A 25,316-nucleotide genomic window follows, 5' to 3' on the forward strand; every position below is an offset into this window, starting at 1 on the left:
CAGGGGACCTGGGCCGACTGCCCCGCGCGTCCTGTCCGGGCATCCATGCCATCGCCCGCCCCCGCGGTGAGGGTGGCTGGACCGTCCGGCACGGTTTCCGCTACATGGGGAGAAGATGAGAATGCTTCTCATCCCCACCTGCGGCTGGAGCGCCGCACCCGACGCGGCCCTGCCCCACACCTGACGATGATGCGCACAGACCCCGTTCCCATCGTATGCACCGCGCCGCGTTCCAGGCCATGACCACCGCCACCGATGTCACCATCGCCGGGGCGCAGCGCTTCGACCTCGCGGGCGCCAATGGCGGGGCCTATCGCGTCATGGTCGCCGTCCCGCGCGGGCCGATCCCCGCCGGAGGGTTTCCCGTCCTCTATCACCTCGACGGCAACGCGGTCTTCGCGAGCATGGTCGAGGCCCTGCGCATCCAGGCCCCCCGCGGCCCGGCGACCGGCGTCGCGCCGGGCGTCATCGTCGGCATCGGCTACTCGGTGGATGGCCCCTTCGACCGCAACCGCCGCACCTTCGACTACACCCCCGCCGCCGATCCCGCGACGCTCGGCGAACGCCCCGATGGCGGTGCCTGGACCGAGACCGGCGGCGCCGACGCCTTCATCGAAGTGCTGGAAACCCAGGTGAAGCCGCTGCTCGCCGGCCTCGCGCCGATCGACCCGGCGCGACAGGCGCTGTTCGGCCATTCCCTCGGCGGGCTGCTGGCGCTGCATCTGCTGCTGACCCGGCCGGAAGCGTTCGCCCGCATCGTCGCGGTCAGCCCGTCGCTCTGGTGGAATGGTGGCGCGCTGCTGCGCGACCTCGAGGCCCGGCATGCCAGCCTGCCCGCCAACCGCGCCCGCGTAATGATCGCCGTGGGCGGCGAGGAGGAACCCCCCGAGACGCCCGGCGAGGACCCCCACGCGGCCCGCCGCCGCTCCCATCGCCTGATCACCAACGCCCGCGCCTTCGCCGACCGCCTGCCCGCCGATGTCTTCCGCATCCTCCCGGAGGAGAATCACGGCTCCGCGGTCCATGCCGCGCTCGGCCCGGCGCTGCGCTTCGCGCTGCCCGCCGGCCCCGCCCCAGATCTCACCGGAACCAGGCCATGACCCCGTCACGCCGCTCGGCGCCCCTGCTGTCGCGCCGCGCCCTGCCCCTGCTGCTCGCCCCCTTGGCCGCCCCGGCCCTCGCCCGGGCTGGTGAGGCGGTGGTGGTGAAGGACCTGCTCGGCCGCGAGGTGCGCCTGCCGCGCCCCGCGCGCCGCATCGTGCTGACCCAGGGGCGCCACCTGCCGGCGCTCGCCCTGATCGACCCCGACCCGCTGAGCCTGATCGCCGGGTGGTCCGCCGACCTTCGCCAAGCGAACGCGCCGGAATACGCCCAGCTCCGCGCGCACGCGCCGGGGGTGGACCGCATCCCCATCATCGGCCGCGGCCCGGTCGACACCATCTCCTTCGAGGGCATTCTCGGCCTGCAACCGGATCTCGTGCTGCTCAGCCGCTTCACCGCCGGCGGGCCGGATGGCGGGCTGGTCCGGCGGCTCGACGCCGCGGGGCTGCCCTGCGCCGTGATCGATTTCTTCGCCGATCCGCTGATGGATTCCGAACCCAGCGTCGCCATCCTCGGCGCGCTGATCGGCCGTTCGGAACAGGCAGCCGCTTTCAACGCCTATTACCGCACCAAGATGGACCAAGTTGCCGCGCGCGTCGGGTCGGTCGAACCCAAGCTGCCGATCCTCGTCCATGCGCATGCCGGCGGCACCGCCTGCTGCTTCTCGGCCGGCAGCGGCATCTTCACCAGCATGGTCCACGCCGCCGGCGGGCGCAGCATCGCTGAGGGCGTGCTGACCGGCCAGATGGGCCAGCTCAGCCTGGAATACATCCTCTCGGCCGATCCCTTCGCCTATGTCGCGACGGGCGGGCCCTTCGGCGGCGCGCGCGGCGGCATCACCATGGGCACCGGCGCCACGGCGCCGGAGGCGCGCGACGGCCTCGCCCGCGTCATCGAGACCACCGGCCTCGACAACCTGTCGGCCGTGCGGGCCGGCCGCGCCCATGCGCTGTGGCACGGCTTCAACGACACGCCCGCCCATTACCTGGCCGTCGAGGCCCTGGCCCGCTGGCTGCACCCGGATCGCATGCAGGGCATCACGCCCGATGCCTCGCTCGCCGAGCTCAACGACCGCTTCCTGTCCATCAAGATGCAGGGCACCTACTGGGTCGATCTGCGGTGAGCGCGGTCCTGTCCGAGGGCTCCGCCGGCGCGATCGCGGCCTATCGCGCCAGCCTGCGCCGCCGACGGCTGGTGCTGGGCGTGCTGGCCGTCATCGCGGTCGCGGCCTTCCTGGCCGATATCGCGATCGGCCCTTCGGCGCTGTCGGCGGCCGATGCGCTGCGCGCGCTGTTCGATCCGTCCTCGGCCACGCCGCTGTCGCGGACCGTGGTCTGGCAGGCGCGGCTGCCGCCCGCCGTCATGGCGGCGCTGGTCGGCATGGCGCTCGCCGCCGCGGGGGCGGAAATGCAGACCATCCTCAACAACCCGCTTGCCAGCCCCTTCACCCTCGGCGTCTCCTCGGCGGCGGCCTGCGGGGCGGCACTCGCCATCGTGCTCGGCCTGACGATCCCGGGCCTGCCGGCGCGCTGGGCGGTGTCGGGGAATGCGTTCCTCTTCGCCTTTGCCTCCGTCGCGCTGCTGCAACTGGTCATCCGCTTCCGCGGCGCGGGGGTGGAAACGCTGGTGCTGCTCGGCATCGCGCTGGTCTTCACCTTCAACGCCATCGTCGCGCTGATCCAGTTCGTCGCCAGCCAGGACGCCTTGCAGCAACTCGTCTTCTGGACACTGGGCAGCCTGGGCCGCACGCAATGGGACGGCATCGCGCTGGTCGCCATCGTGCTGGTGGCGGTGATCCCCTTCTCCTGGCGCGCCGCCTGGCGGCTGACCGTGCTGCGGCTCGGCGAGGAGCGCGCCCGCGGCCTCGGCGTCGATATCGGCGCGCTGCGCTTCGCCGCGCTGCTGCGCATCTCGCTTCTCGCCGCCGTCGCCGTCGCCATGGTCGGCACCATCGGATTCATCGGGCTTGTCGCCCCGCATGTCGCGCGGCTGCTGCTGGGCGAGGATCATCGCTTCCTGCTGCCCGGCAGCCTGCTGTGTGGTGCCGCGATCATGTCGCTCGCTGCCTCGGCCTCCGAGATGCTGGTGCCCGGCGCTGTGCTGCCGCTTGGCATCGTCACCGCCCTGGTTGGGCTGCCGGTCTTCATCCTGCTGATCCTCGGCGGGCGGAGGCGCGGATGAACGGGCTGACACTTGCCGGCGTCACCGCTGGCTACCGCCATCGCCCGGTGCTGCGCGGCCTGACCTGCGGCCCGATCCCGAGCGGCTGCGTCACCGCCCTGGTCGGTCCGAACGCCGCCGGCAAATCCACCCTGCTGCGCGCCATCGCCGGCCTGGTCCATGCGCAGGGGTCGATCCGCTTCGGCGATCGCGAGTTGATCGGCATGCCGGCACGCGAGCGCGCCCATCACCTCGCCTTCATGCCGCAGGCTCTGCCGCAGGATACCGGATTGTCGGTCATCGAGGCGTTGCTCGGCGCCTGGCGCGCCATGCCCGATGGCATGCTCCGCGGCAGCGAGGCCGCGCTGCTGAATCGCGTGGGGGAAGTGCTGGACCGGCTGCGGCTCGGCCATCTCGGCATGGCGCCGTTGCAGTCGCTGTCGGGCGGGCAGCGCCAGATGGTGGCGCTCGCCCAGGCGATCATCCGCGACCCGCCGCTGCTGCTGCTGGACGAACCGACCAGCGCGCTCGACCTGCGCCGGCAGCTCGAGGTGATGGGGCTGCTCGGCGAATTGGCGCGCGAAGGGCGCACGGTGATCGTCGTGCTGCACGACCTGTCGCTCGCGGCCCGCTGGGCCGATTGCCTGCTGGTGATGAACCAGGGCGCGGCGCACAGCTTCGGGCCATCCGAGACCGTGCTGACGCCGGAGATGCTGGACGAGGTATATGGCGTCGAAGCGCGGATCGAGCCGTGTTCGCGCGGCGGGCGGACGCTGCTGATCGATGGGGTCAGCGAACGAGCGATGCCGGGATAGCGTCCCTCCGCCTCCACCATTGCCGCGCTTGGCGCTTCACCCCGTCTTGCACCACATCCGCATCAGGTTGTGGTAGCAGCCCACCAGTCCGAGCACGCTGACATGGTCGTCAGGCAGGATCTGTCGTGCCTGGATGATGGACATGTCCATCTCAAACAGCAGCCGGCGCTGGGCGTCGTCGGCGACCATGGACTGGGTCCAGAAGAACGACCCCCAGCGGCTGCCGCGCGTTACCGGGTTCACGCGGTGCAGGCTGGTCGCCGGATAGACGATCATGTCGCCTGCCGGCAGCTTCACCGCCTGCGCGCCGTAGGTGTCCTCGATGACCAGTTCGCCGCCGTCGTATTCCTCGGGCGCGCTGAGGAACAGCGTCGTGGACACGTCCGTCCGCATCCGTTGGCCGGAGACGGTGCGGATCGCGTTGTCAACATGGGTGTTGAAGGTCATGCCGACGTCATAGCGGTTGAACATCGGCGGATAGACCTGCAACGGCAGCGCCGCCGAGGTGAAGAGCGCATTGCGGCCGAGCGCACGCAGGACGATGTCGCCCAGCTCGCGCGCCGTCGCGGAATTCTCCGGCACCTGAAGGTTGATCTTGATCTTGGCCGATTGTTCCCCGGCCGTGACGCGCCCATCCACCCAGTCGGCGGCGTCGAGCTTCCGGCGACAGAAGGCGACCTCCTCCGCGGTCAGGACATTGGGGACGTGAATCAGCATGCCATTCTCCTTGGTGGCGCTACGCCGATGCCAGGGCGGGTGCGCACGATAGGAGGCCGTCCAGACGGCATTGTCCGGACGGCCCCTGCGGCCCTTCACAGGGCGATGTCATGACCCGACCAAGCGGTGCAGCCCGGCTGGGACAGGCATCTCAGAAGCTGACGCCGACCGTCGCCGTCACCGCACGGCCCGTCCCGATCACGGCGCGGTTGCCGAAGAGCTGGGTGTAGTTGCGGTGGTCGGTCAGGTTGTAGCCGTTCACCCGCACCATGAGCTGGTCGTTGATACGGTGCGAGATGAAGGCGTCGAGCGAGAAGTTGTCCGGCACCTCGTTGGTGTTCGCCGCGTTCACATAGGTCTGGCCGCTCCAGGTGAAGCCGCCGCCGACCGTGACGTTCCACGGCGAGCCCTGGTTGAACTCGTAGCTGGTCCACAGCGTCGCCGCGTTCTCCGGCACGTAGGGCACGCGCTGGCCGACATTCGCCGCGTTGGCCGAGCTCGTCGTCTCGCTGTTCATGTAGCTGTAGCGCGCATTGATCAGCCAGGCCGGCGTGATGCGGCCCGTCACGCCGAGATCGACGCCGCGGATCCGCTGCTGGTCACCCGTGGAGAAGACGGTGCCCGTCGCCGGATCGGTCTCCGTCGCGTTGTTCTTCTCGATCTGGTAGACGGAGGCGCTGAGGCCGAGCCGCCCATCGAGGATGCTGGCCCGCCCGCCCACTTCGAAGATCGTGTTCTGCTCAGGATCGAGGCTCGCATTGGCGGCGCTGGCCTGGCCGGGCTGCGTGGCCCAGTTCGACCCCGGCGCAAAGGTCGACTGCGCGTAGGAGAAATAGAGGGTGTATTCCGGCGTCGGCTCCCAGATGATCGACGCGCGCGGATCGACGAAGCTGTTGTCGGCGTTGAGCGTGGTCACAGGGTTGGTGCCGCCGTAGGCGGTGTAGTCAGACTGCTGGCGCGTCCAGCGCACGCCCGCAAGGACCGAGATTTCCGGCGTGAACCAGACGCGGTCGCTGGCGAAGATGGCGGCCTGGGTCGTCTCGTTCTGCCGCTGGGCCGTGGCGCCCGTGCTCACCGCATAGGCGAAGTTCAGGTCGTTGTTCGGCGCAAAGAGGTTGCCGCGATAGGCCGTGCGCCCGGAATCCGCCGTGTAGGTATAGGTCGTGCGCTGGAAATCCTCATACCACAGGTCGAGGCCGAGCGTGGCTTCATGCCGCAGCGACCAGGTGTTGAAGCGCGCCACGCCGGTGGTGATGTTCTGCACGCCCCAGGTCTGGGTGGTGTAGGGCGAGCCGCCGCCGCTGAGGCTGTATCGCGGGATGCCGCCGCCGCCGAACAGATTGCCCACGCAGGTCGCGTCGCAGGACGCGACGGAGAAGCTATAGGACTTGTCCGCGAAACCGAGACGGGTGTCATTGTAGACGGTGAGCCAGTCACTGGCACGGTGCTGCAGGCGCGCCGTCACCCGGTTGACCGTGGCCTGGTCGCGATCGGTGAAGTCGCTGCCATACCACGTGGCACGGGACACGCCGTATTCGGTCACAGGCCGTCCGACCGTCGATCCGGGGCGAGTTGCGAACATGACGCCGGCATCGGCCGGTTCGTCATAGCGGTAGTACATGTATTCCAGGGTGAAGGTCGTGTCGGTGCCCAAACCGAAGGCCACCGACGGCGCGATGCCCCAGCGTTCGCCCTGCGGCATGTGCCGGTCGGTCAGGCGCTGCTGCTGGTACATCATGTTGAGGCGGAAGGCGCCCGTGTCGCTGAACTGGTAGTTCGCGTCGGCGGTGGCGCGCCCCATCATGGTCATGCCGGCCGTGACCTCGCCCGCGAGCGAATTGCCCAGATGCGGCACGCGGCTGTTGATGTTGACGACGCCGCCCGCGGCACCCGACCCGAAGGCCACGCCCGACGGGCCGAGCAGCGCCTGCACTTCCTCGAAGGTGAAGGAGTCGCGGCGGAAGCTGCCGAAGTCGCGCAGGCCGTCGACATACAGGTCGTTCTGCGAGTTGAAACCGCGGATGCGGAGCTGGTCGCCGTTGATGCCGCCATTGCCCTCGCCGATCGACGAGGTGATGCCCGGGACGTTGCGCAGCGCCTCGCCGAGCGAGGTCACGCCCTGCTGCTGCATCACTTCCCGCGGCACGACCTGGATGGTCTGCGGGATGTCCTGGATGCGGCCCGGCAGGCGACCGAGGCCGGTCGTGCCTTCCAGCGTATTCTCCGGCTGCTGGCCCTGCACGCTGATCTGCGGCAGCGCGACGCCGTCGGGCTGCGCGGCCGGATCGGCGGTCTGGGCATCGGCCGTCGAGCCGCCGGCGAACACCATCCCGGCCGCGAGGCCGGTGCCGAACACGGTCGAACCGACCGCCGTTCTCAGGGATGAGGCCACTGTCATCAAGAATCTCCCACCTGGATGCGCCACGGGGCGCGATGGCCGCACCGTGATGCGATTGAGAGTCGTTATCAAGTAGGTGAGAGGCTTGTTGATCCACCTGGGTTACTGGCCCGTAACGCCTGTGACTTCCTTGCAACAAGCAGCCGGAACGTTCTGCCGCACCGCGTGATGGCGGCCTCTCGCCGAATTCGGTCCCGCGAACTGGCCGGTGGGACGGGGAAGCCCTACCCCGCGCGTCGTCACCCAGTCGGGGGCGGCCCCATTCGGATCGTGGCCGCGTCCCACAGCACCTGCGCCCCGATGTCGCGCAGCCTGCGACACCCGGTCAGCGCCATCGCGACCTCGAATTCGGCGCGCAGCATCTGCACCGCATGGGCGACGCCCGCCGGCCCCGCCACCGCCAGGGCATGAACATAGGGCCGCCCGATCAACACCGCCGTCGCGCCGAGAGCGAGCGCCTTCAGCACATCCGTCCCACGCCGGATGCCGCCATCCATCAGCACCGGCACGCGCCCAGCCACGGCCCCGGCGACGACCGGCAATGCCTCGATCGACGCCGGCAGCGTGTCGAGCACACGCCCGCCATGGTTCGACACGATGATGCCGTCCGCGCCCTCGGCGATCGCGCGCTCGGCGTCTTCCGGCGCCGTGATCCCCTTGACCAGCAGAGGCAGACGCGTGGCGGCGCGCAGGCGCGCAACATCCGCCCAGCGCGCGGCGGTATCGATGAAACCGTTGAAGATCAGGCTCTCGCCGAGTCGTGCGCACGGCACGGGTCCCGGCCGGGCGCCGTGCAGATGCGCAGCCGGCCCGAACATCCCCGGCGCCACGCCGGCCCGGCGTTCCCGGTCGCGCATGCCACTGACCGGCGCGTCGGCGGTCAGCACGATGGCCTTGGCCCCGGCCCGTTCCGCCCGTGCGACCAGGCCCAGGGTGAAGTCGCGATCATGCTGGATGTAGAGCTGGAACCAGAAACTGCCACCCGTCGCGGCTGTCGCGATCTCCTCCACCGCAGCATCCGATTCCGTGCTGACGACGAAGCCGGCCCGCGCACCCACTGCCCCCACGGCCGTCGCGAGTTCCGCCTGCGGGCAGGCCAGCCCGTGATGCGCGACCGGGGCGAGCAGGATCGGATGCGCGAAGGTTTCGCCGAACAGGTCGAGCCGCGTGTCGCCCCCCGCCAGATCGGCGAAGACACGTCCCTTCAGCCGGATCGCTTCGAAAGCCTCGCGATTGCGCCGCAGCGTGATCTCATCGGCGGCGCCTCCGGCGACATACGCCCAGGCCTGCTCCGACAGCCGACCCCGCGCGTGGCGCTCGTAATCCGCCAGGCTCGCCACATCGGCGGGGATCTGGAAGCGACCGCTCATCGCCGGCGATGGCCCCCGCCCTTTCCTTCGGCTGCCTGTTGGTCGAGACTGCGTCGCATCCGCATCCACTACCCACGGGGCGCCCGCGTGTCCAATTCCCTGCTGCCCATGCTCCGCCGCCACGAGGCCGAGCTGATCGCCATCCGCCACGACCTGCACCGGCACCCCGAGCTGGGCTTCGCGGAAAGCCGCACCGCCGCCATCGTCGCGAAGGCGCTGCGCGGCTGGGGTATCGAGGTCGCGGAAGGCATCGCCCGCACCGGCGTCGTTGGCACCATTCGCGGCCGGCGCGGCGGGTCGCGGGCCATCGCGCTGCGCGCCGACATGGACGCCCTGCCCATCGCCGAGGCGACCGGCCTGCCCTACTCCTCCGCCAATCCGGGCGTCATGCATGCCTGCGGCCATGACGGGCATACGACGATGCTGCTCGGCGCCGCCCGGCACCTCGCCGAGAATCCGGATTTCGAGGGCACCGTCCACCTGATCTTCCAGCCGGCCGAGGAGGGCCTCGGCGGCGGCCGGCTGATGGTCGAGGAGGGGCTGTTCGACCGCTTCCCGGTCGATGCTGTCTTCGGCATGCACAACGAGCCCGGCCTGGCGCTCGGGAAATTCGGCATCCGCGTCGGGCCGATGCTGGCCAATGTCGATACCTGGTCCGTCGTCTTCCGCGGATCGGGCGGCCACGGGGCCGTACCGCACCGCGCGACCGACCCGACTCAATCCCTGGCGCAGTTCGTCGGCACGCTGCAATCGGTGATCGGCCGCAATGTCCCGCCCGGCCAGACCGCGGTGCTCAGCGTCGGCCACATCGCCGCCGGCGACGCCCGCGCCCCCAACGTCATCCCCGCCGAGGTGACGCTCTCCGGCACCGGCCGGTCCTTCCTGCCCGCGGTGCGGGAGGTAATGGAACGCCGGCTGCGCGAGATCGCCTCGGCCGCCGCCCTCGCCCATGGCTGCACGGCCGAGATCGTCTATCGCCACGACTACCCGGCTCTAGTGAACACGGCGGATGAGGTCGCCCTAGCCGCCCGCGCCGCGACCGCGCTGGTCGGCGCCGGGGCCGTGAACGCCGACTATCCCCCCATCACCGCCGGCGAGGACTTCGCCTACATGCTCCAGAAGCGTCCTGGCGCCTTCATCCTGGCGGGCAATGGGGTCGCCCCGGACGGAACCTTCCACCACGTCCACACCCCCCGCTTCGACTTCAACGACGGGCTGCTGGCACTGGGGGCGGCGTATTGGGTCAGCCTGGTGGAGCATGCGCTGGGCGGGTGAGTGCGGAACGGCGCCACGGTTGCAGCGGGGCGGGCTCTGTCCCTCCCCGAGCCCCAAGGCGGCCAATGGCCTTCCTGGCGACCAGCCTGCTTTCGCAGTCGCCGTTGGGGGGCGCGCCGCCCCTCCAAACCATCCCGCCAAGTACCTGGAGCACTTGGAACGCAATCTGTTTGGTACTGGACGCGACGGACATATCGCCCCCGCAAGGCGCGCATCGTGCGCGAGAGCGGGTCTCGGCGCCATTCTGCCAGCAGCGCATGGCGCCAAGTATCGGTTTCCAAAGGCCCTGTGGACGGTGGCTCCCCATTGACGTTGCGAGGCAACGTCAATGGGATCCCGTGGCGGGGTGAGGTTTGGAGAGGGGCGGCGCCCCTCTCCAATGCGCCCCCTCCCCAGGCATTCCCGTCATGCAGCGGCTTGAAGTTGCGAATGATCCGCAATCTTGCCTATACCGCCGCAGCGCCGGATCGGCCGGTCGCGTGGATCGGGATGGCGCATCGGGGAAGGATGGCGTGATGGCGAAAGTGGGGACCGAGGCTGACCCTGCGCCACGCGACGGGCTGCTCTTCACCCTCATGGTCGCCGTCTTCTCGGGCAGCATGGCGATGATGGCCTTCGTCGCGCTGATTGGCCCGATCGCACGCGTCACCGGGCTGCAACCCTGGCAGGCGGGATTCGCCGTCGCTGCCTCCGGCGTCATGTGGATGGTCAGCGCCCGTCCCTGGGGCCTGGCGAGCGACCGGCTCGGCCGCCGCCCGGTTCTGATCGCCGGCGCGGTGGGCTTCGCCCTCGCCTATTGGGCGCTGTGCCTCTTCGTTGATGCACTGCTGCGCTGGCAGGTGCCGGTGCTCGTCGCCTTCCTCGGCCTCACCATCGGGCGCGCGCTGGTGGGCGGCGCCTATGCCGCCATCCCCGCCGCGAGCGGCGCACTGATCGCCGACCGGGTGGAGCCGGCACGGCGGGCTTCGGCCATGGCCGCGCTCGGGACCGGCAGCGGGGCGGGGCTGGTGGCGGGGCCGGCGCTCGCGGCGCTGCTGGTGCCCTATGGGCTCAGCCTGCCGCTGGTCGCGACGGCGATCCTGCCGCTCATCGCGCTGGCCGCGCTGTGGTGGAAGGTCCCGGCGACGCCGCCCAAGCCCATGCCGCAGCGCCATCGCCTGGCGCTGACCGATGCGCGGCTGCGCCATCCGCTCGCCATCGCCTTCACCGCCATGTTCAGCGTCTCCATCGCCCAGGTCAGCATCGGCTTCTACGCCATGGACCGGCTGGGCCTGTCGCCCGAGGCCGCGGCGCAGGCCGCCGGCACGGCGCTGATGCTGGTGGGCGTCGCGCTGGTGCTCTCGCAGACTGTCGCGGCACGCCGGCCCATCGCGCCGGCGCGCATGGTGCAGCTCGGCGCACTGGTCGCCGGAATCGGCTTCGGCGCCGTGATGCTGGCGGATCGAAGCTGGATCCTCAGCGCCTGCTACTTCGTCGCCGCGCTCGGCATGGGTTGGGTGTTCCCCGGCTTCGCGGCGCTGACCGCCAATGCGGTGGGCCCTGCCGAACAGGGTGGCGCGGCGGGCGCGGCGGGTGCCGCGCAGGGCCTCGGCATGGTGGTCGGGCCGCTGGCGGGGACGCTGCTCTACGCGCTGGCGCCGGGCCTGCCCTACCTGCTCGCCGGGCTGCTGTTGCTCGGTGTCTCGGCCTCGCTGTGGTGGGTGCCGCGCCGCGTCGCGCGCGGTGCCGCGCCATGACCCTTCACGCCTCTATCGGAACGCCGCCGTGCTCCCACTGAAACAGGTCTGGCCAGAGGAATTCGCCGCGCGCTATCGCGCCGCCGGATATTGGCGCGGCGAGACCTTCCCCGGCTTCCTGCGCGCCCGCGTTGAAGAACGCCCCGAGGCGGAGGCGATCATCGCCGGCGATGTGCGCTGGACCTATGGCGAACTCTGGTCGCGCGCCGAAACCGCGGCGGCCGGCTTCCTAGCCCTCGGCCTGCGGCCGGGCGATCGCGTGGTGGTCCAGCTCGGCAACATCCCCGAGTTCTTCTCCGTCGTCTTCGGCCTGTTCCGCGCGCAGATGGTCCCGGTCTATGCGCTGCCCGGGCATCGCCTGACCGAGATCGCCCATTTCGTCCACAAGGCCGAGGCCGCGGCCTATGTCTGCGCCGATCGCGGTGCGGATGGCTTCGATTATCGCGGGCTGGCGCGCGACCTGCGCGCCGGCGCGCCCGATCTGCGGCAGGTGATCGTGGTGGGCGAGGCGGAGGAGTTCACGCCCCTCGCCGGCCTCGACGGCGACCGCTCCGCCTTGCCGGGCGATCCCGACCCGTCCTCGGTGGCGTTCCTGCAGATTTCCGGCGGCACCACGGGGCTGTCGAAGCTGATCCCGCGCACGCATGACGACTACATCTACAGCTTCCGCGCCTCCAACGAGATCTGCGGCGTGACGGCGGACAGCGTCCACCTGATCGCCCTGCCGGCAGCGCACAATTTCCCGATGTCCTCGCCGGGGCATATGGGGTCGCTGCATGCAGGCGGGCGCGTCGTGCTGGCGCCCTCGCCGAGCCCCGATATCTGCTTCCCGATCATCGCGCGGGAGAAGGTGACGATCAGCGGCCTGGTGCCGCCGCTCGCGCTGCTCTGGGCACAATCGGCGCCGGCGTCGAAGCACGACCTGTCGAGCCTGAAGGTGCTGCTCGTAGGCGGTGCCAAGCTGACGCCCGAGGCCGCGCGCCGTGTGCAGGACGCCCTGCCCGCCTGCCGCCTGCAACAGGTCTTCGGCATGGCCGAGGGGCTGGTGAACTACACGCGGCTCGACGACCCGGATTCCACCGTGCTGGAAACCCAGGGCCGCCCGATCAGCCCGGATGACGAGGTGCTGATCCTCGACGACCAGGGCAATCCGGTGCCGGAGGGCCAGCCCGGCAACCTGCTCGCACGCGGTCCGTACACCATCCGCGCCTACCACAATGACGACACCGCCAATGCGCGGTCCTTCACGCTGGACGGCTTCTACCGCACCGGCGACATCGTCTGCCGCACGCCCGGGGGCTACCTGGTCGTCCAGGGCCGCGCCGGCGACCACATCAACCGCGCCGGCGAGAAGATCTCGGCCGAGGAGATCGAGGACCATCTCCTGGCCCATCCCAACGTCTTCGACGCGGCGGTGGTGTCGGTGCCGGACGAGTATCTCGGCGAACGGTCCTGCGCCTTCATCATCCCGCGCGGGGAGAAGCCACGCGCGGCGGCGATCAAAGCCTGGATGCGCGGCCGAGCCATCGCCGAGTTCAAGGTGCCGGACCAGGTGGTGCTGGTGGACAGCTTCGAGACCACCGCCGCCGGCAAGATCAGCCGCAAGGAGCTGCGTGCCCGGCTGCGCGCGAAGCTGCTGGCCGAGGAAGCCGCACAGTGACGACGATGACGCAAGAGAGCATGCGCGCCGACCTCGCGCGCCTGCTGCGTATGGCACCGGACGAGATCGAGGAGGACGACAACCTGATCGACCTCGGCCTCGATTCCATGCGGGCGATGTCGCTGCTGACGCGGTGGTCGGAACAGGGCGTGGAACTGGACCTCGCCGCGGTGGCGGAGACAGTGACGCTGCGTGCCTGGTGGGCCCTGGCCGAGACGGCGATGGCGCGCGCCCATGGCTGACGGTGACGTGCGCGCGCCGGCCCTGGCGCTGAGCGAGGCGCAGGAAGGCCTGTGGTACGCGCAGCGCCTCGACCCCGGCAATCCCGTCTTCAGCACCGGGCACTATCTCGACCTGCGCGGCGCGCTCGACCTCGAGGCCTTCCGCGCCGCGGTGGACGGCATGGTCGCCGAGGCCGACGCGCTCGCCTTCCGCATCGAGGACGCGCCGACCGGCGTGACGCAGCGCCCTGACCCGGCGCTGCGGCCTTGGCTCGAGATCGTGGACCTGTCGCGCGACGCCGATCCACTCGCCGCGGCGCGGGCCGAGATGGCGCGCGACATGGCCAGGCCGGTCGATCCCGCACGTGGGCCGCTGGCCGCGGAACGGCTCTATCGCCTCTCGGAGACGCGTCACCTCTGGTATCACCGCGCCCATCACTTGGTGCTGGACGGCTTCGGCACGGAGTTGCTGATGCGTCGTGCGGCTGCGCTCTATGCTGCTCGCGTGACGGGCGCCGATCCCGGCCCGCGCCTCGCCGCCTTCGACGCCGCCATGGCCGAGGATGCCGCCTACCGCGCATCCCCGCGCCGCGCGAAGGATGCCGCCTATTGGCGTGACGCCATGGCGGATGCGCCTGATGTCACCAGCATCGGCCAGGGCGTCGCACTGACCGCGCGATCGACGCACCATGCCGCTGCGGCGATCCCCGCCGACACGGCCGCCGCACTGCGCCGCTTCGCGAACGCGCATGACCTCGCCTGGCCCGATGTGATGACCGCTCTGCTCGGCGCCTATGTCCGCCGCCTGACCGGCGAGGCAGAATCCATCATCGGCGTCACCTTCATGAACCGCTTCGGCAGTGCCGCGGCGCGCACGCCGGCGACGGTGATGAACGTGCTACCGCTGCGCATCCGATTCGATGAAGCGCAGCCGCTGGCACAGGGCGTGGACGATGTCGCGACTCAACTTGCGGCCCTGCGCCGCCACGGACGCTATCGCGGCGAGCAGATCCGCCGCGACCTCGGCCGTGTCGGCGCGGGCCGCCGCCTGCATGGCCCCATCGTCAACATCCAGCCCTATCATGAGCTTCCCACCTTCCCCGGACTGACGGCGGAGCTGCATCTGCTCGGCACGGGTCCGGTGGACGACATCACGTTCGACCTGCGCGGCGATCCGGCGGCAAACGCCCTGCGCCTCGATGTCGAGGCCAACCCCACCCTCCACAGCGCCGAGGAGACCGCCGGCCACGCGGCCCGCGCGGCGCAGTTCCTCGCCGCGGCGCTGGAGGCCGGCGACCTCGCTTCCGTCGCGACCGCGACGCCCGAGGAAGCACAGCGCTTCGTATTCACGGTGAACGAGACGGCGCATCCGCTGCCGGACACCACCCTCGCTGCGCTGATCGCGCGGAGAATGGCGTCACAGCCGGATGCCGAGGCGCTGGTCTTCGAGGGCCGCGCGCTGACCTATGCGGAACTCGACCGTCGCAGCGCCGCGCTGGCCGGCACGCTCGCGGCGCGCGACATCGGGCCGGGCGATCTCGTCGCCATCGAGCTGGACCGTTCGGTGGACCTCATCGTCGGGCTGCTGGGCGTGATCCGCGCCGGCGCGGCCTATCTGCCGATCGACGCCACGCATCCGGCGGATCGCATCGCGCGCATCATGAAGGCCGCCGCGCCGCGTGTGCTGCTGTCCCACGCGGCGCTGCCCGGCAGCGTCCCGCTGCTCCCGCCCACCGGCTGGCCGGAGACCGGCGCCGCGCCGGACGGCCCGGCGCCGAGCGATGCGGCCTATCTTCTCTACACCTCGGGTTCGACCGGCGAGCCGAAGGGCGCCGTCATCGAGCATCGCGCCATCGTCAATCGCCTCGAATGGATGGGCGTCCACTACGGCATCGGCCCCGGCGACCGCATCCTGCAGAAGACGCCGGCGACCTTCGACGTCTCGGTCTGGGAGTTCTTCCTCCCCTTCCTCTCCGGCGCCACGCTCGTCGTCGCGGCACCCGGCGCGCATCGTGATCCCGCCGCCATCGCCCGGCTGATCCGCGACCAGCGAATCACGACGGCGCACTTCGTGCCCTCGATGCTCGCCGCCTTCCTCGCGCATCCCGATGCCGCCGGCATTGCCATGACGCGCGTCTTCTGCTCGGGCGAGGCGCTGACGCCCGATCTGCGCGACCGCTTCCACGCGACGATGACGGCGGAGCTGCACAACCTCTACGGCCCGACCGAGGCCGCCGTCGATGTCAGCTATTGGAACGCCTCGCGCGGCGACCGCAGCGACCCGATGCCGATCGGCTTCCCCGTTTGGAACACGCGGCTCTACGTGCTCGATGCGGCGCTGCGACCAGTGCCGCCGGGCGTGACGGGGGATCTCTACATAGCCGGCGTGCAGCTCGCGCGCGGCTATCTTGGCCGGCCGGATCTGACCGAGCGCGCCTTCATCCCCGACCCCTTCCACCCCGGCGAGCGCATGTACCGCACCGGGGACCTCGCCCGCTTCCGGCCGGATGGCGCGATCCTCTATCTCGGCCGCGCCGACGGGCAGGTGAAGCTGCGCGGCCAGCGCCTCGAACTCGGCGAGATCGAGGCGGCGATCGCCTCTTGCCCGCTCGTGCTCCAGAACCGCGTCATCGCGCGGGAGGACCGGCCGGGCGACAAGCGCCTCGTCGCCTATCTCGTCCCCGCGCCGGACTACGAGACGGAGGATCTGCGCGCCCATGTCGCCGCGCGTGTGCCGGACTACATGGTGCCCTCGGCCTTCGTCGCGCTCGATTCACTGCCGGTGAACAGCTCCGGCAAGCTCGACCGCAACGCCCTGCCCGTGCCCGACCTGCCGCAGGGCGCCGGGCGCGAACCGGCGACGGACACGGAACGCCGCGTCGCAGCCCTCTTCGCGGAATGCCTCGGCGTCCCGAAGGTCGGCGCGGATGACGACTTCTTCGCCCTCGGTGGCCATTCGCTGCTCGCCGTCGACCTGATGCTGCGTGTGCAGGAGGAATTCGGCCGCGATCCCGGCCTCGGCGCGCTGTTCGAATACCCCACGGTCGCGCGCCTTGCCGGCCTGCTCGATTCGACGGCCGTGCCGCCTTCCGATGACGGGCTGCGGCCGCTGATCGTGCTCGCGCGCGGCGAGGCGAATCGCCCGCCGCTGTTCGTCGTGCATCCGGCGGGCGGCATCGCCTGGTGCTATGGCGGCATGGCGCGGGCGCTGGCCCCGGAGATCGGCGTGCTCGGCCTGCAATCGCCTGCCCTCGACGCCGCGATCGCGCCGGCGGCGAGCATGGAGGCACTGGCCGCCGACTATGCCGACCGCGTGCTCTCCTCCGGCACGAAGGGCCCAGTCCACCTCGCCGGCTGGTCGGTCGGCGGCATCATTGCCCAGGCCATGGCGGTGCGGCTGCGCGACCTCGGCCGGGAGGTCGGCCTGGTCGCCCTGCTGGATGCCTATCCGGCGGAGGTCTGGCGCGCCCAGCCTGAGCCCGACGATGCCGCGATCTATGGCGCGCTGATCGCCATCGCCGGCATCGATCCGAGGCAGCACCCCGACCTGCCGCTGGAACGGGCTGCGGTCATCGACTTCCTGCGTCGCATGGGCACGCCCCTCGGGCGCCTGCCGGAAGCCGCGCTGGACGGCGTAGTGCGCGTGGTCGAGGGCAACAACCGCCTGGTGCGCGGCCATCACCATCGCCGCTTCGACGGCACACTGACGCACTTCCGCGCCGCCCACGACCATGCCGGGCGCGGCCTGTCGCCCGTCCTGTGGACACCCCACGCCGCGCGCCTGGAGACTATCGACGTCCCTGCCCTGCACGGCCAGATGATGGGCGAGGCCGCCACGGCCGTGATCGTCCCGGCGCTGCGCCGGCGCATGTAACGAATCCTCACGGCGCGCCGGCAGTGATTGACCTCGGCGGCTCGTCTGTTACGCAACTCATTCTCATTTGCATAAAGACACGGGCGCCCCGCGGCGACCCGGCCGGGGATCTGCATGATGACGCTGCATTGGCGGGATACGCCCGAACGCTATGGTCTCGTCTCGCGGCTGCTGCATTGGGGCATGGCGCTGATCCTGCTGTGGCAGTTCACCGGCATGATCCTGCGGCTGATCCTGGGCCGCACGCCGCTCATGGCCTTCTGGGTGGGGTCGCACCAGTCGGTCGGCACGGTGCTGCTGGGGCTGATCGTGATCCGGCTCGCCTGGGCCTTCGCCAACCGTAGGCGCCGGCCGGCGCATGACCGGACGCCGGTCGGCCGGGCCGCTGCCATCGGCCAGGGGCTGCTCTACCTGCTGATGCTCGTCATCCCCGCCATCGGGCTGCTCCGGGCGCTCGGCAGCGGCCGCGGCTTCGCCTTCTTCGGTCATCAGGTGGTGGAACGGACGGGCCAGCGCATCGACTGGATGGTCGCGCCCGCCCAACTGCTGCATTCCAAGCTTGCCTGGCTGCTGCTGGCGCTGATCCTGGGCCATGTGGCGATGGCGCTGGTGCACCAGTTCGCCTGGCGCGACGGCGTGCTGCTGCGCATGGCCGGGCAGGCACCGCGCCGTGCCGCCGGGGACGCAGCGTGACCGGCACGGCCTGGAAATCCGGGCCGGCCGACCCACACTAGCCGACGGGATTGCGTCGGCGCGCGAGCGCGCCGCGGTGCAGGAGACACCCCCATGCGCTCTCTCTCCCTTTTCGCCGCATCGACCATCGCAGGGCTGGTCGCTGCGGCGCCCGCCATGGCCGGGGTCGACATTACCTTCGTCAATCCCCGCGGCTTCACCGATGCCGGGCTCTACAGGGTCGGGCGGGTGGATGAGAATGCGCCTGCCCTGACCGGCCTGCGGCGCATTTTCGAACGCAGCGGCCGGGGCCTGCCACCGGGCCAGGACCTGAAGATAGAGGTGCTGGACGTCGATCTTGCGGGTTTCTTCCCGCCCTGGCGCGGCACGAGGCCGCCGATCCGCGTCATGGAACCGACGACCTGGCCGCGCATCACGCTGCGTTACACGCTGACGCAGAATGGCCGCGTGATTGGCAGCGACGACGCGGTGCTGACGGACATGACCTATCTGCGGCGCCCGGCCGTCGCGCGCTCCACCGATCCGCTGCGCTTCGAGGAACCCATGATCGCCGACTGGTTCGCCGTCCGCTTCGGCGTGACGCGGCGCCCCGCTGCGCGGTAGCGCCCGCTCCCGACGCCCTGGTGGCGCCATTCCCGGGGCGCTAGACGCCCAAATGCTCGGTGAGCATCTCCCGTCGGGCCTGCAGGGTTGCGGACGCGCCGTCGAAGACGATGCGCCCGCCGGCCAGCAGGATCGCGCGTTCGCACAGCCGCAGCGCCAGGGGCAGGTTCTGTTCGACGATCAGTACCGTCTTCCCTTCCGCTTCCAGCCGCCCAAGGGTGGTCACGATCACCTCCTCCGCGATCGGCGGGGCGAGGCCTTCGCTCGGTTCGTCCAGAACGAGCACTGGCGCCTGGGTCAGCAGCGCCCGGCCGATTGCGAGCATCTGGCGCTCGCCGCCGGACAACGCGCTGCTGAGTGTGGCCCGCCGCTCGGCCAGGCGCGGGAACAGCGTGAAGACGCGGTCGAGCGTCCAGGTGCCTGACCGGCCAGACAACGTCGCGAGACGCAGGTTCTCGGCCACGGTCAGGTCGGGAAAGCCGCCGCGTCCCTGCGGCACCAGCGCGATGCCGAGCCGCGCGATGCGATGCGTCGGCCAGCCCGCGACCTCGCGCCCCATGACTCGCACCGACCCCGCCACCTGAGGGCCGAGATTGAACACGGCATGCACCAGCGTCGTCTTGCCCGCCCCGTTGCGACCGAGCACCGCCACGCGCTCGCCGGGCCGCAGCGCGAGCGATACGCCCTCGAGCACCGCCGCGCCGCCATAGCCGGCCGAGACGCCGGACAATTCGAGAACAGGGCTCACGGCGCCGCGCTGCCAAGATAGGCGCGGCGCACATCGGCATCCGCGCGCACCTCGTCCGGCGTGCCGACGCGGATGACCCGGCCGAGTTCCATGACCACCACCCGCGCGCAATGGCCGAAGACGATGTCGATGTCGTGCGCGACCAGCAGCAGCGCCGTGCCCGGATGGTGACGCCGCAGCATGTCCAGCAGCCGGTCCGATTCCGCGCGCGTCAGCCCGGCCGTGGGTTCGTCCAGCAGCAGCAGGCGGGGAGACAGCGCGAGAGGCATCAGCGCATCGACGATGCGGCGCTCGCCGTGGGAGAGGTCGCGCAGAGGCGTGTCCGCGCGGTGGCCCAAGCCGGCCTCCGCGAGCAGCCGCGCCGCCGTGTCGTCCGCCGCGGCCGTCCCGCGGCCACCACCGAACCAGCGCAGGCCGTCGCCGGCATGTTCCCGCACAGCCATGGCGATGTTCTCGCGTGCCGTCAGGCCGGGGAAGACCATCGCGGTCTGGAAGGTGCGGGCCATGCCGCGCGCGACACGGCGTGTGGGCGGCATGCCGCGCAGATCCTGCCCAGCGAAGCGGATGCTGCCGGCATCGGGCGGCAGGAAGCCGGTAATGACATTGAACAGCGTGGTCTTGCCGGCACCGTTCGGGCCGATCAGCCCGACCGCTTCGCGTTCGCCGATCTCGAAACCGATGTCGGTCAGCGCGGCGAAGGCGCCGAAGCGTTTGCCGACGCCGCTCAGGGCAAGGATGGGAGTCATTCGGCACCCCCACGCCAACGCCGCATCCCGCCGGCAATGCCATTCGGCAGCAGCAGCACGGTCAGCACGAAGACCAGTCCGACGCAGAGCTGCCAGCGATCCGTCCAGGCGCTGAGATAGGTCTGGATGCCGAGATACACCGCGGCTCCCAGGAAGCCGCCCCACAGCGAACCGATGCCGCCGATCACCAGCATGATCACCATGGCCGCGGATTGCGTCCAATGCACGGATTGCGGCCCGACATAGAGGTTGACGAAAGGATAGAGCGCCCCCGCCGCGCCGGCGATCGCCCCCGCCAGCAGCAGCGCGCGGAAGCGCACGGCAAACAGGCTGTAGCCTAGCGCGCTCATCCGGATCGGCTGTTCCCGCGTGCCGACCAACGCGCGACCAATCGGCGCGGCGACATAGGATCGCGCTACGAGCCAGGCCAGGATCGCGAGCAGCACCGCCAGCAGGAACAGCGGCTGCGCGCCGGGCAGCGCCCAGGGGCCGAACGACAGCGCCGGCAAGCCACGCAGCCCATCCGCGCCGCCGGTTACGTCGCGCCAGTGAAAGGCGACTTCCCACACCATCTGCCCGGTCAGCAGGGTCAGGATCAGCAGGAAAAGCTGCCCGCTGCGCAGGATGACGACGCCCATCGCCGCCGCCAGTAGCGTGCCCGTGGCGATGCCCGCGCCGAGCATCAGCAGCACATCGCCGCCCCAGGCGCGCGCGGCGATCGCGGCGGCATAGGCCGCGCCGCCGAACAGCGCCGCATGCCCCAGCGACACCAGCCCGCCGAAGCCGATCAGCAGGTCGAGGCTCATCACCGCGATGCCGAGCAGCAGGATCTCGGCGAGGAAGCGCAGCAGGAAGTCATCCGCGAGGACAGCGGTCACGACGGCCAGCAGGGCCGCCGCCAGGACGGCGCGGGTCATATGCGGCGGAGCGGCGGTGCCACCAGCCCGGACGGGCGGAGCATCAACAGCAGCACCAGCACTGCGAAGGCCGCGAGATTGGCGAATTCCGGAAACCACACCTTGGAGAAGGTCAACGCGAAGCCGACCACCAGCGCACCCGCGACCGTGCCGCCGAAGCTGCCGAGGCCACCCACCACCACGGTGACGAGGGCGAGCAGCAGCACCTCCTCATCCAGCCCCGGATAGGCAGCGAGCATGCCCGCACCCAGCGCGCCTGACAGTCCGCCCAGACCGGCGGACAGCACCAGCACCAGGGTCAGCACGCGGCGCGTGTCGATGCCGAGCGTCTCGACGATGCCGCGATCGCTGACCGCGGCGCGCAGCACCGCACCCCAGACCGTGCGGTCGAGCAGCAGCCACAGCGCCAGCCCCAGCGCCACGCCCGCCCCGATCAGGAACAGCCGGAAGATCGGAAACGGCATGTCCAGGATGAACACCACGCCCTGCAGCGTCTCCGGCAGCTCGGGTGTCAGGATCTGCGCGCCGAATCCCCAGCGCATCAGGTCGGCGAAGATCAGCGACAGCCCATAGGTCAGCAGCACCTGCATCAGATGCGGCTGCGCGTAGAACTGCCGGAAGGGGAAGCGCTCCAGCACCGCGCCGACCAGCCCCGACGCCAGGAAGGCCGCCGGGAAGGCGAGCCACCAGGGCGCCCCGCTGCCCAGCCAGAAGATCCCGACATAGCTGCCGAGCAGGAAGAAGGCGCCATGCGTCAGGTTCACGAAATTCATCAGGCTGAGCACCACCGAAAGCCCCAGCCCGTTGAGCAGCAGCAGCGCCGAGAAGGACAGTGCGTTCAGCGTCTGAACGGCGGCATAGCCGAGCAGGTCAGGCATTCGGCCCTGGATCGCGGAGCTGCGGATAGGTGTGCACGACGGTGTTGACCAGCGGCTGGCCCGGCGCGCCGGCATTCACCTCGTTCACATGGATGTCGAGGATCGCCTGCCCGTTGCGCGGGTCGAAGGGCATGCTGCCGAAGGCGGTGTCGATCGGCGCGTCGAACAGCGCCTGGCGGGTCTGCGCCCAGTTCCCGGTCGGGTCGCCGTTGGACCGCTCGACGGCCGCGCGCAACACCTGGCCGCAGACATAGCCGGTGGTGCTGAACTCGCCGGGCAGGGGCTTGCCGGTGGCGCGATAGGCCTCGACGAAAGCGGCGGAGGCCGGCGCGGTCGGCGATTGGTGGAAGGTGTTGATGGCGCCGAGCGGCGCGTCGCCGACCGCGGGCAGCACGTCTTCCTGGTCGAAGCAGGCGCCGGTGCCGGTCAGGCGGATGCGCCCGGCCAGACGGTATTCCTTCCACTGGCGCAGGAAGCGCACCGCGTCGCTGCCGGCGAAGAAGACATAGACGGAATCGGGCCGCTCGGCGGCGATGGCGGTCAGCAGCGGGCCGAAATCGGCGGTGCCGAGCGGCGTCCAGAATTGCCGCCCGATCCGTCCGCCGAGGCCCTGATAGGTCGTGACGAAATCGCCGACATATTCGCGCCCCGCCGCGTAGTCGGACGCCGCAGTGACCACGCGCGCACCCGACTGAGTCTCATACGCGCGCCGCGCGGCGCTGCTGCCCAGCATCCAGTTCGTCTTGGTCGGGCGCAGGACATAGGGGCTCGCCGCCTTGCGGGCCAGGTCGTTGGCCGAACCCAGGATGAAGGTCGGCTTCTGTGCCTCGGTCACCACGTCGCGCAGCGCCAGCGCAACACCGGAATGGATGACGCCGCAGAGTAGGTCCACGCGGTCCTGCTCGATCAGCTTGCGCGCCTTGCGCACGCCGTCATCGGGACGCGCCTGGTCGTCCTCGACGATCAGTTCCACCGGGCGGTCGGCGAAGCGTTCGCCGGACTGCACCAGCAGCAGTCGCATGCCGGCGCGCATGCTCTCACCGAGTGCCGTGAAAGGGCCGGAGAGGGAGGTGATCATGCCGATGCGCAGCGGCCGTGGCTGCGCGAGCGCTGCGCGCGGCAGCGCGACGGCCGGAAGGCCGGCAAGGGCAAGGCGGCGGGTGATGCGCATGGTCGGCGGTTCCATCTGCGGCGACTTCGATGTGGCGGCGCGTTTCGCTGTTACGATAAGTTGCGAGTAATTCTCACTATCTTGTTGCAGAGCATGGGGGCCGCGACAAGGTGTCCTCGCTGCCGCGGTTCATTGCCGCGCCTCGGCAATGATGATAATGCGAGGCATTCTTAGTTATCGACCATCCCTCCTCCGAGGAAGGCCTCCGATGCCCTCACCGTCCCTGAACCGCTCGGCCGTTTCGCGGCGCCATCTCTTCGCCCTGCTCGGCGCCGGCGCCGGCCTCGCCGCCATGCGCCCCGGCCCCGCCAGCGCGGCGCCGGCAATCGAGAAATCCCTGAAGGTCGGGACCGGGCTCTATGAGCTCGCCGTCAGCACGGTGAGCGACCTGGTGCATGTCGCCGCGGTCGGCCCGCGCGGCGCCAATGCCGCGAAGATCCTCGGCCTCGACCTGCGCACGCTCGAGACCCGGCAGACGATCGAACTCGGCGAGGATGCGGCCTTCGGCCTCACCGCAAACAACCGGCGCGGCCTGCTGCTCGCGACCGGCACGCGCTCGGGCGCGCTCAAGATCATCGACGTACGCACCGGCACGGTGCGCGCGAGGCTGACCGAGGGCGAGCAGTCCCATTTGCGCGAGGTCGTGGCCGACGAAGCCCGTGACCGCGCCTTCGCCACCTCCTTCGGCGCGCGGGACCGGCCGAGCGCAATCTGGGTGGCGGACACGGCCGGCGACCGCATCGCGAACGTCATCACCGAGGGGCTTGAGGGCGGCATCACCGGCATCGCCTTCGACGCGGCCAATGACCGGCTTTTCGCCACCGCGCTCACCTCGAACGAGGTCGTCGAGGTCAGCCTGGCGCGCAATGCGGGCGTCCGCCGCTTCCCCTCGGGCGGCGAGGGCGCGGTCAACATCGCCTTCGATCCCGCGAGCGGCCGGCTTTTCGTCGCCAACCTGCGCAGCGGCACGCTGACCGTGCTCAACGCCGCCTCGGGCGAGGTGGTGAAGTCGATCGCGACGGGGGAAGGCGCGCTCGGCGTGGCGCTCTCCGGGGACGGCGCCATCGCCTATGTCGCGAATCGCGGCGCCGGCACGACCAGCATCGTCGACCTGCGCAGCCTGACGGTGACCGCGAATCTCGCGACCGGCACGCATCCGAACACCGTCGCGGTCGATAAGCGGAGCGGGCTCGCCTACGTCTCGAACAAGGCGCGGATGCCACCGCGCGGCCCGCGCCCGGCAGCCGGCAGCCCGCCACCACCGCCGCCCGCGCCGATCGACGATCCCAACGGCGACACGGTCAGCATCATCCGTCCCTGAGCCGCCCGCCTGCGGTCCTTGCCCGGCAGCATCCGCGCTGCCGGGCCTCGCCCCGACTCAGAGTCCGTCCGGAGATTCCGGAACCGCGCCACATGCCGCGTTTCCAGACAGGCTCTCACAGCAGCCCGCGCGCGATCCCGCCATCGACGTTCACCGTCTGCCCGGTCACATAGCCGGCGCGCGGGCTCGACAGCCACACCACCATGGCCGCGATCTCCTCCGGCGTGCCGAAGCGGCCGATCGGAATTTCATGAGCGAATTCGGCGATGATTTCCTCGAAGGGCACGCCGCGTTCCGCCGCCATCTTCGTCGCGCGGTCGGTCCACAGCCGCGTCAGCGTCCGCCCAGGCGCGACGCAGTTCACGCGGATGCCCTCGGCCGCGTATTCGCCGGCGAGGGTCTTGGTCAGCCCCAGCAGTCCCGCCTTGTGAACGTTGGACACGATCTGGTTGGGATAGGGCATGCGCGACGCGGCCGCCCCCAGCAGCACGACCGACGGTGCCGCGCCTTGGCGCAGCAACGGCAACGCCGCGCGCACCACCCGCACGGCGGACAGCACGTTGAACTGGTAGTTGCCCATCCAGTCGGCGTCGGTGAGCGCCTCGAAGCCCGAGCGGATCGACCCGCCCACCGCATCGACCAGCGCGTCGAGCGCACCCCAGCGCGACGCGACCTCCGCCAACAGGCGATCAGCCGCACCTTCGGCGGTGATGTCCGCCACCGCCGTTGCCGGCCGGCGTCCGGTCTGCGCCGCGATGCGGTCCGCCGCCGCCGCGATCCCGGCCTGGTCGCGGGAGGCGATCATCACCTCCGCCCCCTCCCCCGCCAGCACTTCCGCCGTCGCGAATCCGATGCCGGCGGAGGCACCGACCACCAGCACCCGCCGCCCCGCATAGCCGAGATCCATCGCGC

Annotated in this window: 21 protein-coding genes; 12 read left to right on the forward strand and 9 right to left on the reverse strand. The window is 70.7% G+C overall.

The window, feature by feature from the left end:
* The first annotated feature begins 239 nt into the window (after nucleotides 1–239).
* The 4 genes from KPL78_RS12910 to KPL78_RS12925 are packed head-to-tail and all read left to right on the forward strand — an operon-like array spanning nucleotide 240 to nucleotide 4,076.
* Nucleotides 240–1,100, forward strand: coding sequence for an alpha/beta hydrolase (locus KPL78_RS12910; protein WP_219763372.1), 861 nt, complete (start codon nucleotides 240–242; stop codon nucleotides 1,098–1,100).
* On the forward strand, nucleotides 1,097–2,224 hold the full coding sequence (locus tag KPL78_RS12915; protein ID WP_219763373.1) for an ABC transporter substrate-binding protein: 1,128 nt from the start codon (nucleotides 1,097–1,099) through the stop codon (nucleotides 2,222–2,224). The genes KPL78_RS12910 and KPL78_RS12915 overlap by 4 nt, the downstream gene beginning before the upstream one ends.
* Nucleotides 2,221–3,282, forward strand: coding sequence for a FecCD family ABC transporter permease (locus tag KPL78_RS12920; RefSeq protein ID WP_369412745.1), 1,062 nt, complete (start codon nucleotides 2,221–2,223; stop codon nucleotides 3,280–3,282). Before KPL78_RS12915 ends, KPL78_RS12920 begins: the two co-directional genes overlap by 4 nt.
* The gene (locus KPL78_RS12925; RefSeq protein ID WP_219763374.1) at nucleotides 3,279–4,076 is read left to right on the forward strand and encodes an ABC transporter ATP-binding protein; all 798 of its coding nucleotides are present in this window, start codon (nucleotides 3,279–3,281) and stop codon (nucleotides 4,074–4,076) included. Before KPL78_RS12920 ends, KPL78_RS12925 begins: the two co-directional genes overlap by 4 nt.
* A gap of 36 nt (nucleotides 4,077–4,112) precedes the next feature.
* Here KPL78_RS12925 and KPL78_RS12930 read toward each other — a convergent pair whose 3' ends face one another.
* The 3 genes from KPL78_RS12930 to KPL78_RS12940 all read right to left on the reverse strand — a co-directional run bounded on the left by KPL78_RS12930 (nucleotide 4,113) and on the right by KPL78_RS12940 (nucleotide 8,561).
* A complete protein-coding gene (locus KPL78_RS12930) occupies nucleotides 4,113–4,793 on the reverse strand; it encodes a Fe2+-dependent dioxygenase (RefSeq protein ID WP_219763375.1) in 681 nt (226 codons plus the stop codon).
* Nucleotides 4,794–4,944: 151 nt separating this feature from the next.
* On the reverse strand, nucleotides 4,945–7,191 hold the full coding sequence (locus tag KPL78_RS12935; RefSeq protein ID WP_219763376.1) for a TonB-dependent receptor: 2,247 nt from the start codon (nucleotides 7,189–7,191) through the stop codon (nucleotides 4,945–4,947).
* A gap of 239 nt (nucleotides 7,192–7,430) precedes the next feature.
* Nucleotides 7,431–8,561, reverse strand: a complete 1,131-nt coding sequence (locus tag KPL78_RS12940) for an alpha-hydroxy acid oxidase (protein ID WP_219763377.1) — start codon at nucleotides 8,559–8,561, stop codon at nucleotides 7,431–7,433.
* An 87-nt stretch (nucleotides 8,562–8,648) separates the two neighbouring features.
* Here KPL78_RS12940 and KPL78_RS12945 point away from each other — a divergent pair, with 87 nt between their 5' ends.
* From KPL78_RS12945 to KPL78_RS12975, 7 genes are all read left to right on the forward strand, one after another.
* Nucleotides 8,649–9,836, forward strand: a complete 1,188-nt coding sequence (locus KPL78_RS12945) for a M20 aminoacylase family protein (protein ID WP_219763378.1) — start codon at nucleotides 8,649–8,651, stop codon at nucleotides 9,834–9,836.
* A gap of 515 nt (nucleotides 9,837–10,351) precedes the next feature.
* A complete protein-coding gene (locus KPL78_RS12950) occupies nucleotides 10,352–11,572 on the forward strand; it encodes an MFS transporter (protein ID WP_219763379.1) in 1,221 nt (406 codons plus the stop codon).
* A gap of 28 nt (nucleotides 11,573–11,600) precedes the next feature.
* Nucleotides 11,601–13,232: a (2,3-dihydroxybenzoyl)adenylate synthase gene (locus KPL78_RS12955; protein WP_219763380.1), complete on the forward strand. Its 1,632-nt coding sequence runs from the start codon at nucleotides 11,601–11,603 to the stop codon at nucleotides 13,230–13,232.
* 5 nt (nucleotides 13,233–13,237) lie between these two features.
* Nucleotides 13,238–13,474, forward strand: a complete 237-nt coding sequence (locus KPL78_RS12960) for a phosphopantetheine-binding protein (protein WP_219763700.1) — start codon at nucleotides 13,238–13,240, stop codon at nucleotides 13,472–13,474.
* Nucleotides 13,467–17,327 carry a non-ribosomal peptide synthetase gene (locus KPL78_RS12965; RefSeq protein ID WP_219763381.1) on the forward strand — a complete coding sequence of 1,287 codons (3,861 nt, stop codon included), beginning with the start codon at nucleotides 13,467–13,469 and terminating at the stop codon, nucleotides 17,325–17,327. Before KPL78_RS12960 ends, KPL78_RS12965 begins: the two co-directional genes overlap by 8 nt.
* Before the next feature lie 114 nt (nucleotides 17,328–17,441).
* Nucleotides 17,442–18,020: a cytochrome b gene (locus KPL78_RS12970; RefSeq protein ID WP_255568951.1), complete on the forward strand. Its 579-nt coding sequence runs from the start codon at nucleotides 17,442–17,444 to the stop codon at nucleotides 18,018–18,020.
* Between the two features lie 93 nt (nucleotides 18,021–18,113).
* The gene (locus KPL78_RS12975) at nucleotides 18,114–18,623 is read left to right on the forward strand and encodes a DUF3016 domain-containing protein (RefSeq protein WP_219763382.1); all 510 of its coding nucleotides are present in this window, start codon (nucleotides 18,114–18,116) and stop codon (nucleotides 18,621–18,623) included.
* 40 nt (nucleotides 18,624–18,663) lie between these two features.
* Here the strand turns inward: KPL78_RS12975 and KPL78_RS12980 are convergent, their stop codons facing one another.
* The 5 genes from KPL78_RS12980 to KPL78_RS13000 are packed head-to-tail and all read right to left on the reverse strand — an operon-like array spanning nucleotide 18,664 to nucleotide 23,083.
* On the reverse strand, nucleotides 18,664–19,371 hold the full coding sequence (locus KPL78_RS12980) for an ABC transporter ATP-binding protein (protein WP_219763383.1): 708 nt from the start codon (nucleotides 19,369–19,371) through the stop codon (nucleotides 18,664–18,666).
* Nucleotides 19,368–20,117: an ABC transporter ATP-binding protein gene (locus tag KPL78_RS12985; protein ID WP_219763384.1), complete on the reverse strand. Its 750-nt coding sequence runs from the start codon at nucleotides 20,115–20,117 to the stop codon at nucleotides 19,368–19,370. The genes KPL78_RS12980 and KPL78_RS12985 overlap by 4 nt, the downstream gene beginning before the upstream one ends.
* Complete coding sequence (locus KPL78_RS12990; RefSeq protein ID WP_219763385.1) at nucleotides 20,114–21,034, reverse strand: branched-chain amino acid ABC transporter permease; 921 nt, start codon at nucleotides 21,032–21,034, stop codon at nucleotides 20,114–20,116. Before KPL78_RS12990 ends, KPL78_RS12985 begins: the two co-directional genes overlap by 4 nt.
* Complete coding sequence (locus KPL78_RS12995) at nucleotides 21,031–21,912, reverse strand: branched-chain amino acid ABC transporter permease (protein ID WP_219763386.1); 882 nt, start codon at nucleotides 21,910–21,912, stop codon at nucleotides 21,031–21,033. The genes KPL78_RS12990 and KPL78_RS12995 overlap by 4 nt, the downstream gene beginning before the upstream one ends.
* Nucleotides 21,905–23,083, reverse strand: a complete 1,179-nt coding sequence (locus tag KPL78_RS13000; RefSeq protein ID WP_255568952.1) for an ABC transporter substrate-binding protein — start codon at nucleotides 23,081–23,083, stop codon at nucleotides 21,905–21,907. Before KPL78_RS13000 ends, KPL78_RS12995 begins: the two co-directional genes overlap by 8 nt.
* Before the next feature lie 208 nt (nucleotides 23,084–23,291).
* On the opposite strand from KPL78_RS13000, the gene KPL78_RS13005 reads away from it, so the two are divergent.
* A complete protein-coding gene (locus KPL78_RS13005) occupies nucleotides 23,292–24,404 on the forward strand; it encodes a YncE family protein (RefSeq protein ID WP_219763388.1) in 1,113 nt (370 codons plus the stop codon).
* Nucleotides 24,405–24,519: 115 nt separating this feature from the next.
* Here the strand turns inward: KPL78_RS13005 and KPL78_RS13010 are convergent, their stop codons facing one another.
* The gene (locus KPL78_RS13010; protein ID WP_219763389.1) at nucleotides 24,520–25,311 is read right to left on the reverse strand and encodes an SDR family NAD(P)-dependent oxidoreductase; all 792 of its coding nucleotides are present in this window, start codon (nucleotides 25,309–25,311) and stop codon (nucleotides 24,520–24,522) included.
* Between the last annotated feature and the right edge of the window lie 5 nt (nucleotides 25,312–25,316).

The sequence above is a fragment of the Roseomonas alba genome, from assembly GCF_019430885.1.
Taxonomy (GTDB): Bacteria; Pseudomonadota; Alphaproteobacteria; order Acetobacterales; family Acetobacteraceae; genus Neoroseomonas; species Neoroseomonas alba.

Coding starts and splice junctions, on each gene's coding strand:
- KPL78_RS12910 (WP_219763372.1), top strand. CDS start 240: ATGACCACCGCCACCGATGTCACCATCGCCGGGGCGCAGCGCTTCGAC.
- KPL78_RS12915 (WP_219763373.1), top strand. CDS start 1,097: ATGACCCCGTCACGCCGCTCGGCGCCCCTGCTGTCGCGCCGCGCCCTG.
- KPL78_RS12925 (WP_219763374.1), top strand. CDS start 3,279: ATGAACGGGCTGACACTTGCCGGCGTCACCGCTGGCTACCGCCATCGC.
- KPL78_RS12930 (WP_219763375.1), bottom strand. CDS start 4,793: ATGCTGATTCACGTCCCCAATGTCCTGACCGCGGAGGAGGTCGCCTTC.
- KPL78_RS12935 (WP_219763376.1), bottom strand. CDS start 7,191: ATGACAGTGGCCTCATCCCTGAGAACGGCGGTCGGTTCGACCGTGTTC.
- KPL78_RS12940 (WP_219763377.1), bottom strand. CDS start 8,561: ATGAGCGGTCGCTTCCAGATCCCCGCCGATGTGGCGAGCCTGGCGGAT.
- KPL78_RS12950 (WP_219763379.1), top strand. CDS start 10,352: ATGGCGAAAGTGGGGACCGAGGCTGACCCTGCGCCACGCGACGGGCTG.
- KPL78_RS12960 (WP_219763700.1), top strand. CDS start 13,238: ATGACGCAAGAGAGCATGCGCGCCGACCTCGCGCGCCTGCTGCGTATG.
- KPL78_RS12965 (WP_219763381.1), top strand. CDS start 13,467: ATGGCTGACGGTGACGTGCGCGCGCCGGCCCTGGCGCTGAGCGAGGCG.
- KPL78_RS12970 (WP_255568951.1), top strand. CDS start 17,442: ATGATGACGCTGCATTGGCGGGATACGCCCGAACGCTATGGTCTCGTC.
- KPL78_RS12975 (WP_219763382.1), top strand. CDS start 18,114: ATGCGCTCTCTCTCCCTTTTCGCCGCATCGACCATCGCAGGGCTGGTC.
- KPL78_RS12985 (WP_219763384.1), bottom strand. CDS start 20,117: ATGACTCCCATCCTTGCCCTGAGCGGCGTCGGCAAACGCTTCGGCGCC.
- KPL78_RS12990 (WP_219763385.1), bottom strand. CDS start 21,034: ATGACCCGCGCCGTCCTGGCGGCGGCCCTGCTGGCCGTCGTGACCGCT.
- KPL78_RS12995 (WP_219763386.1), bottom strand. CDS start 21,912: ATGCCTGACCTGCTCGGCTATGCCGCCGTTCAGACGCTGAACGCACTG.
- KPL78_RS13000 (WP_255568952.1), bottom strand. CDS start 23,083: ATGCGCATCACCCGCCGCCTTGCCCTTGCCGGCCTTCCGGCCGTCGCG.
- KPL78_RS13005 (WP_219763388.1), top strand. CDS start 23,292: ATGCCCTCACCGTCCCTGAACCGCTCGGCCGTTTCGCGGCGCCATCTC.
- KPL78_RS13010 (WP_219763389.1), bottom strand. CDS start 25,311: ATGGATCTCGGCTATGCGGGGCGGCGGGTGCTGGTGGTCGGTGCCTCC.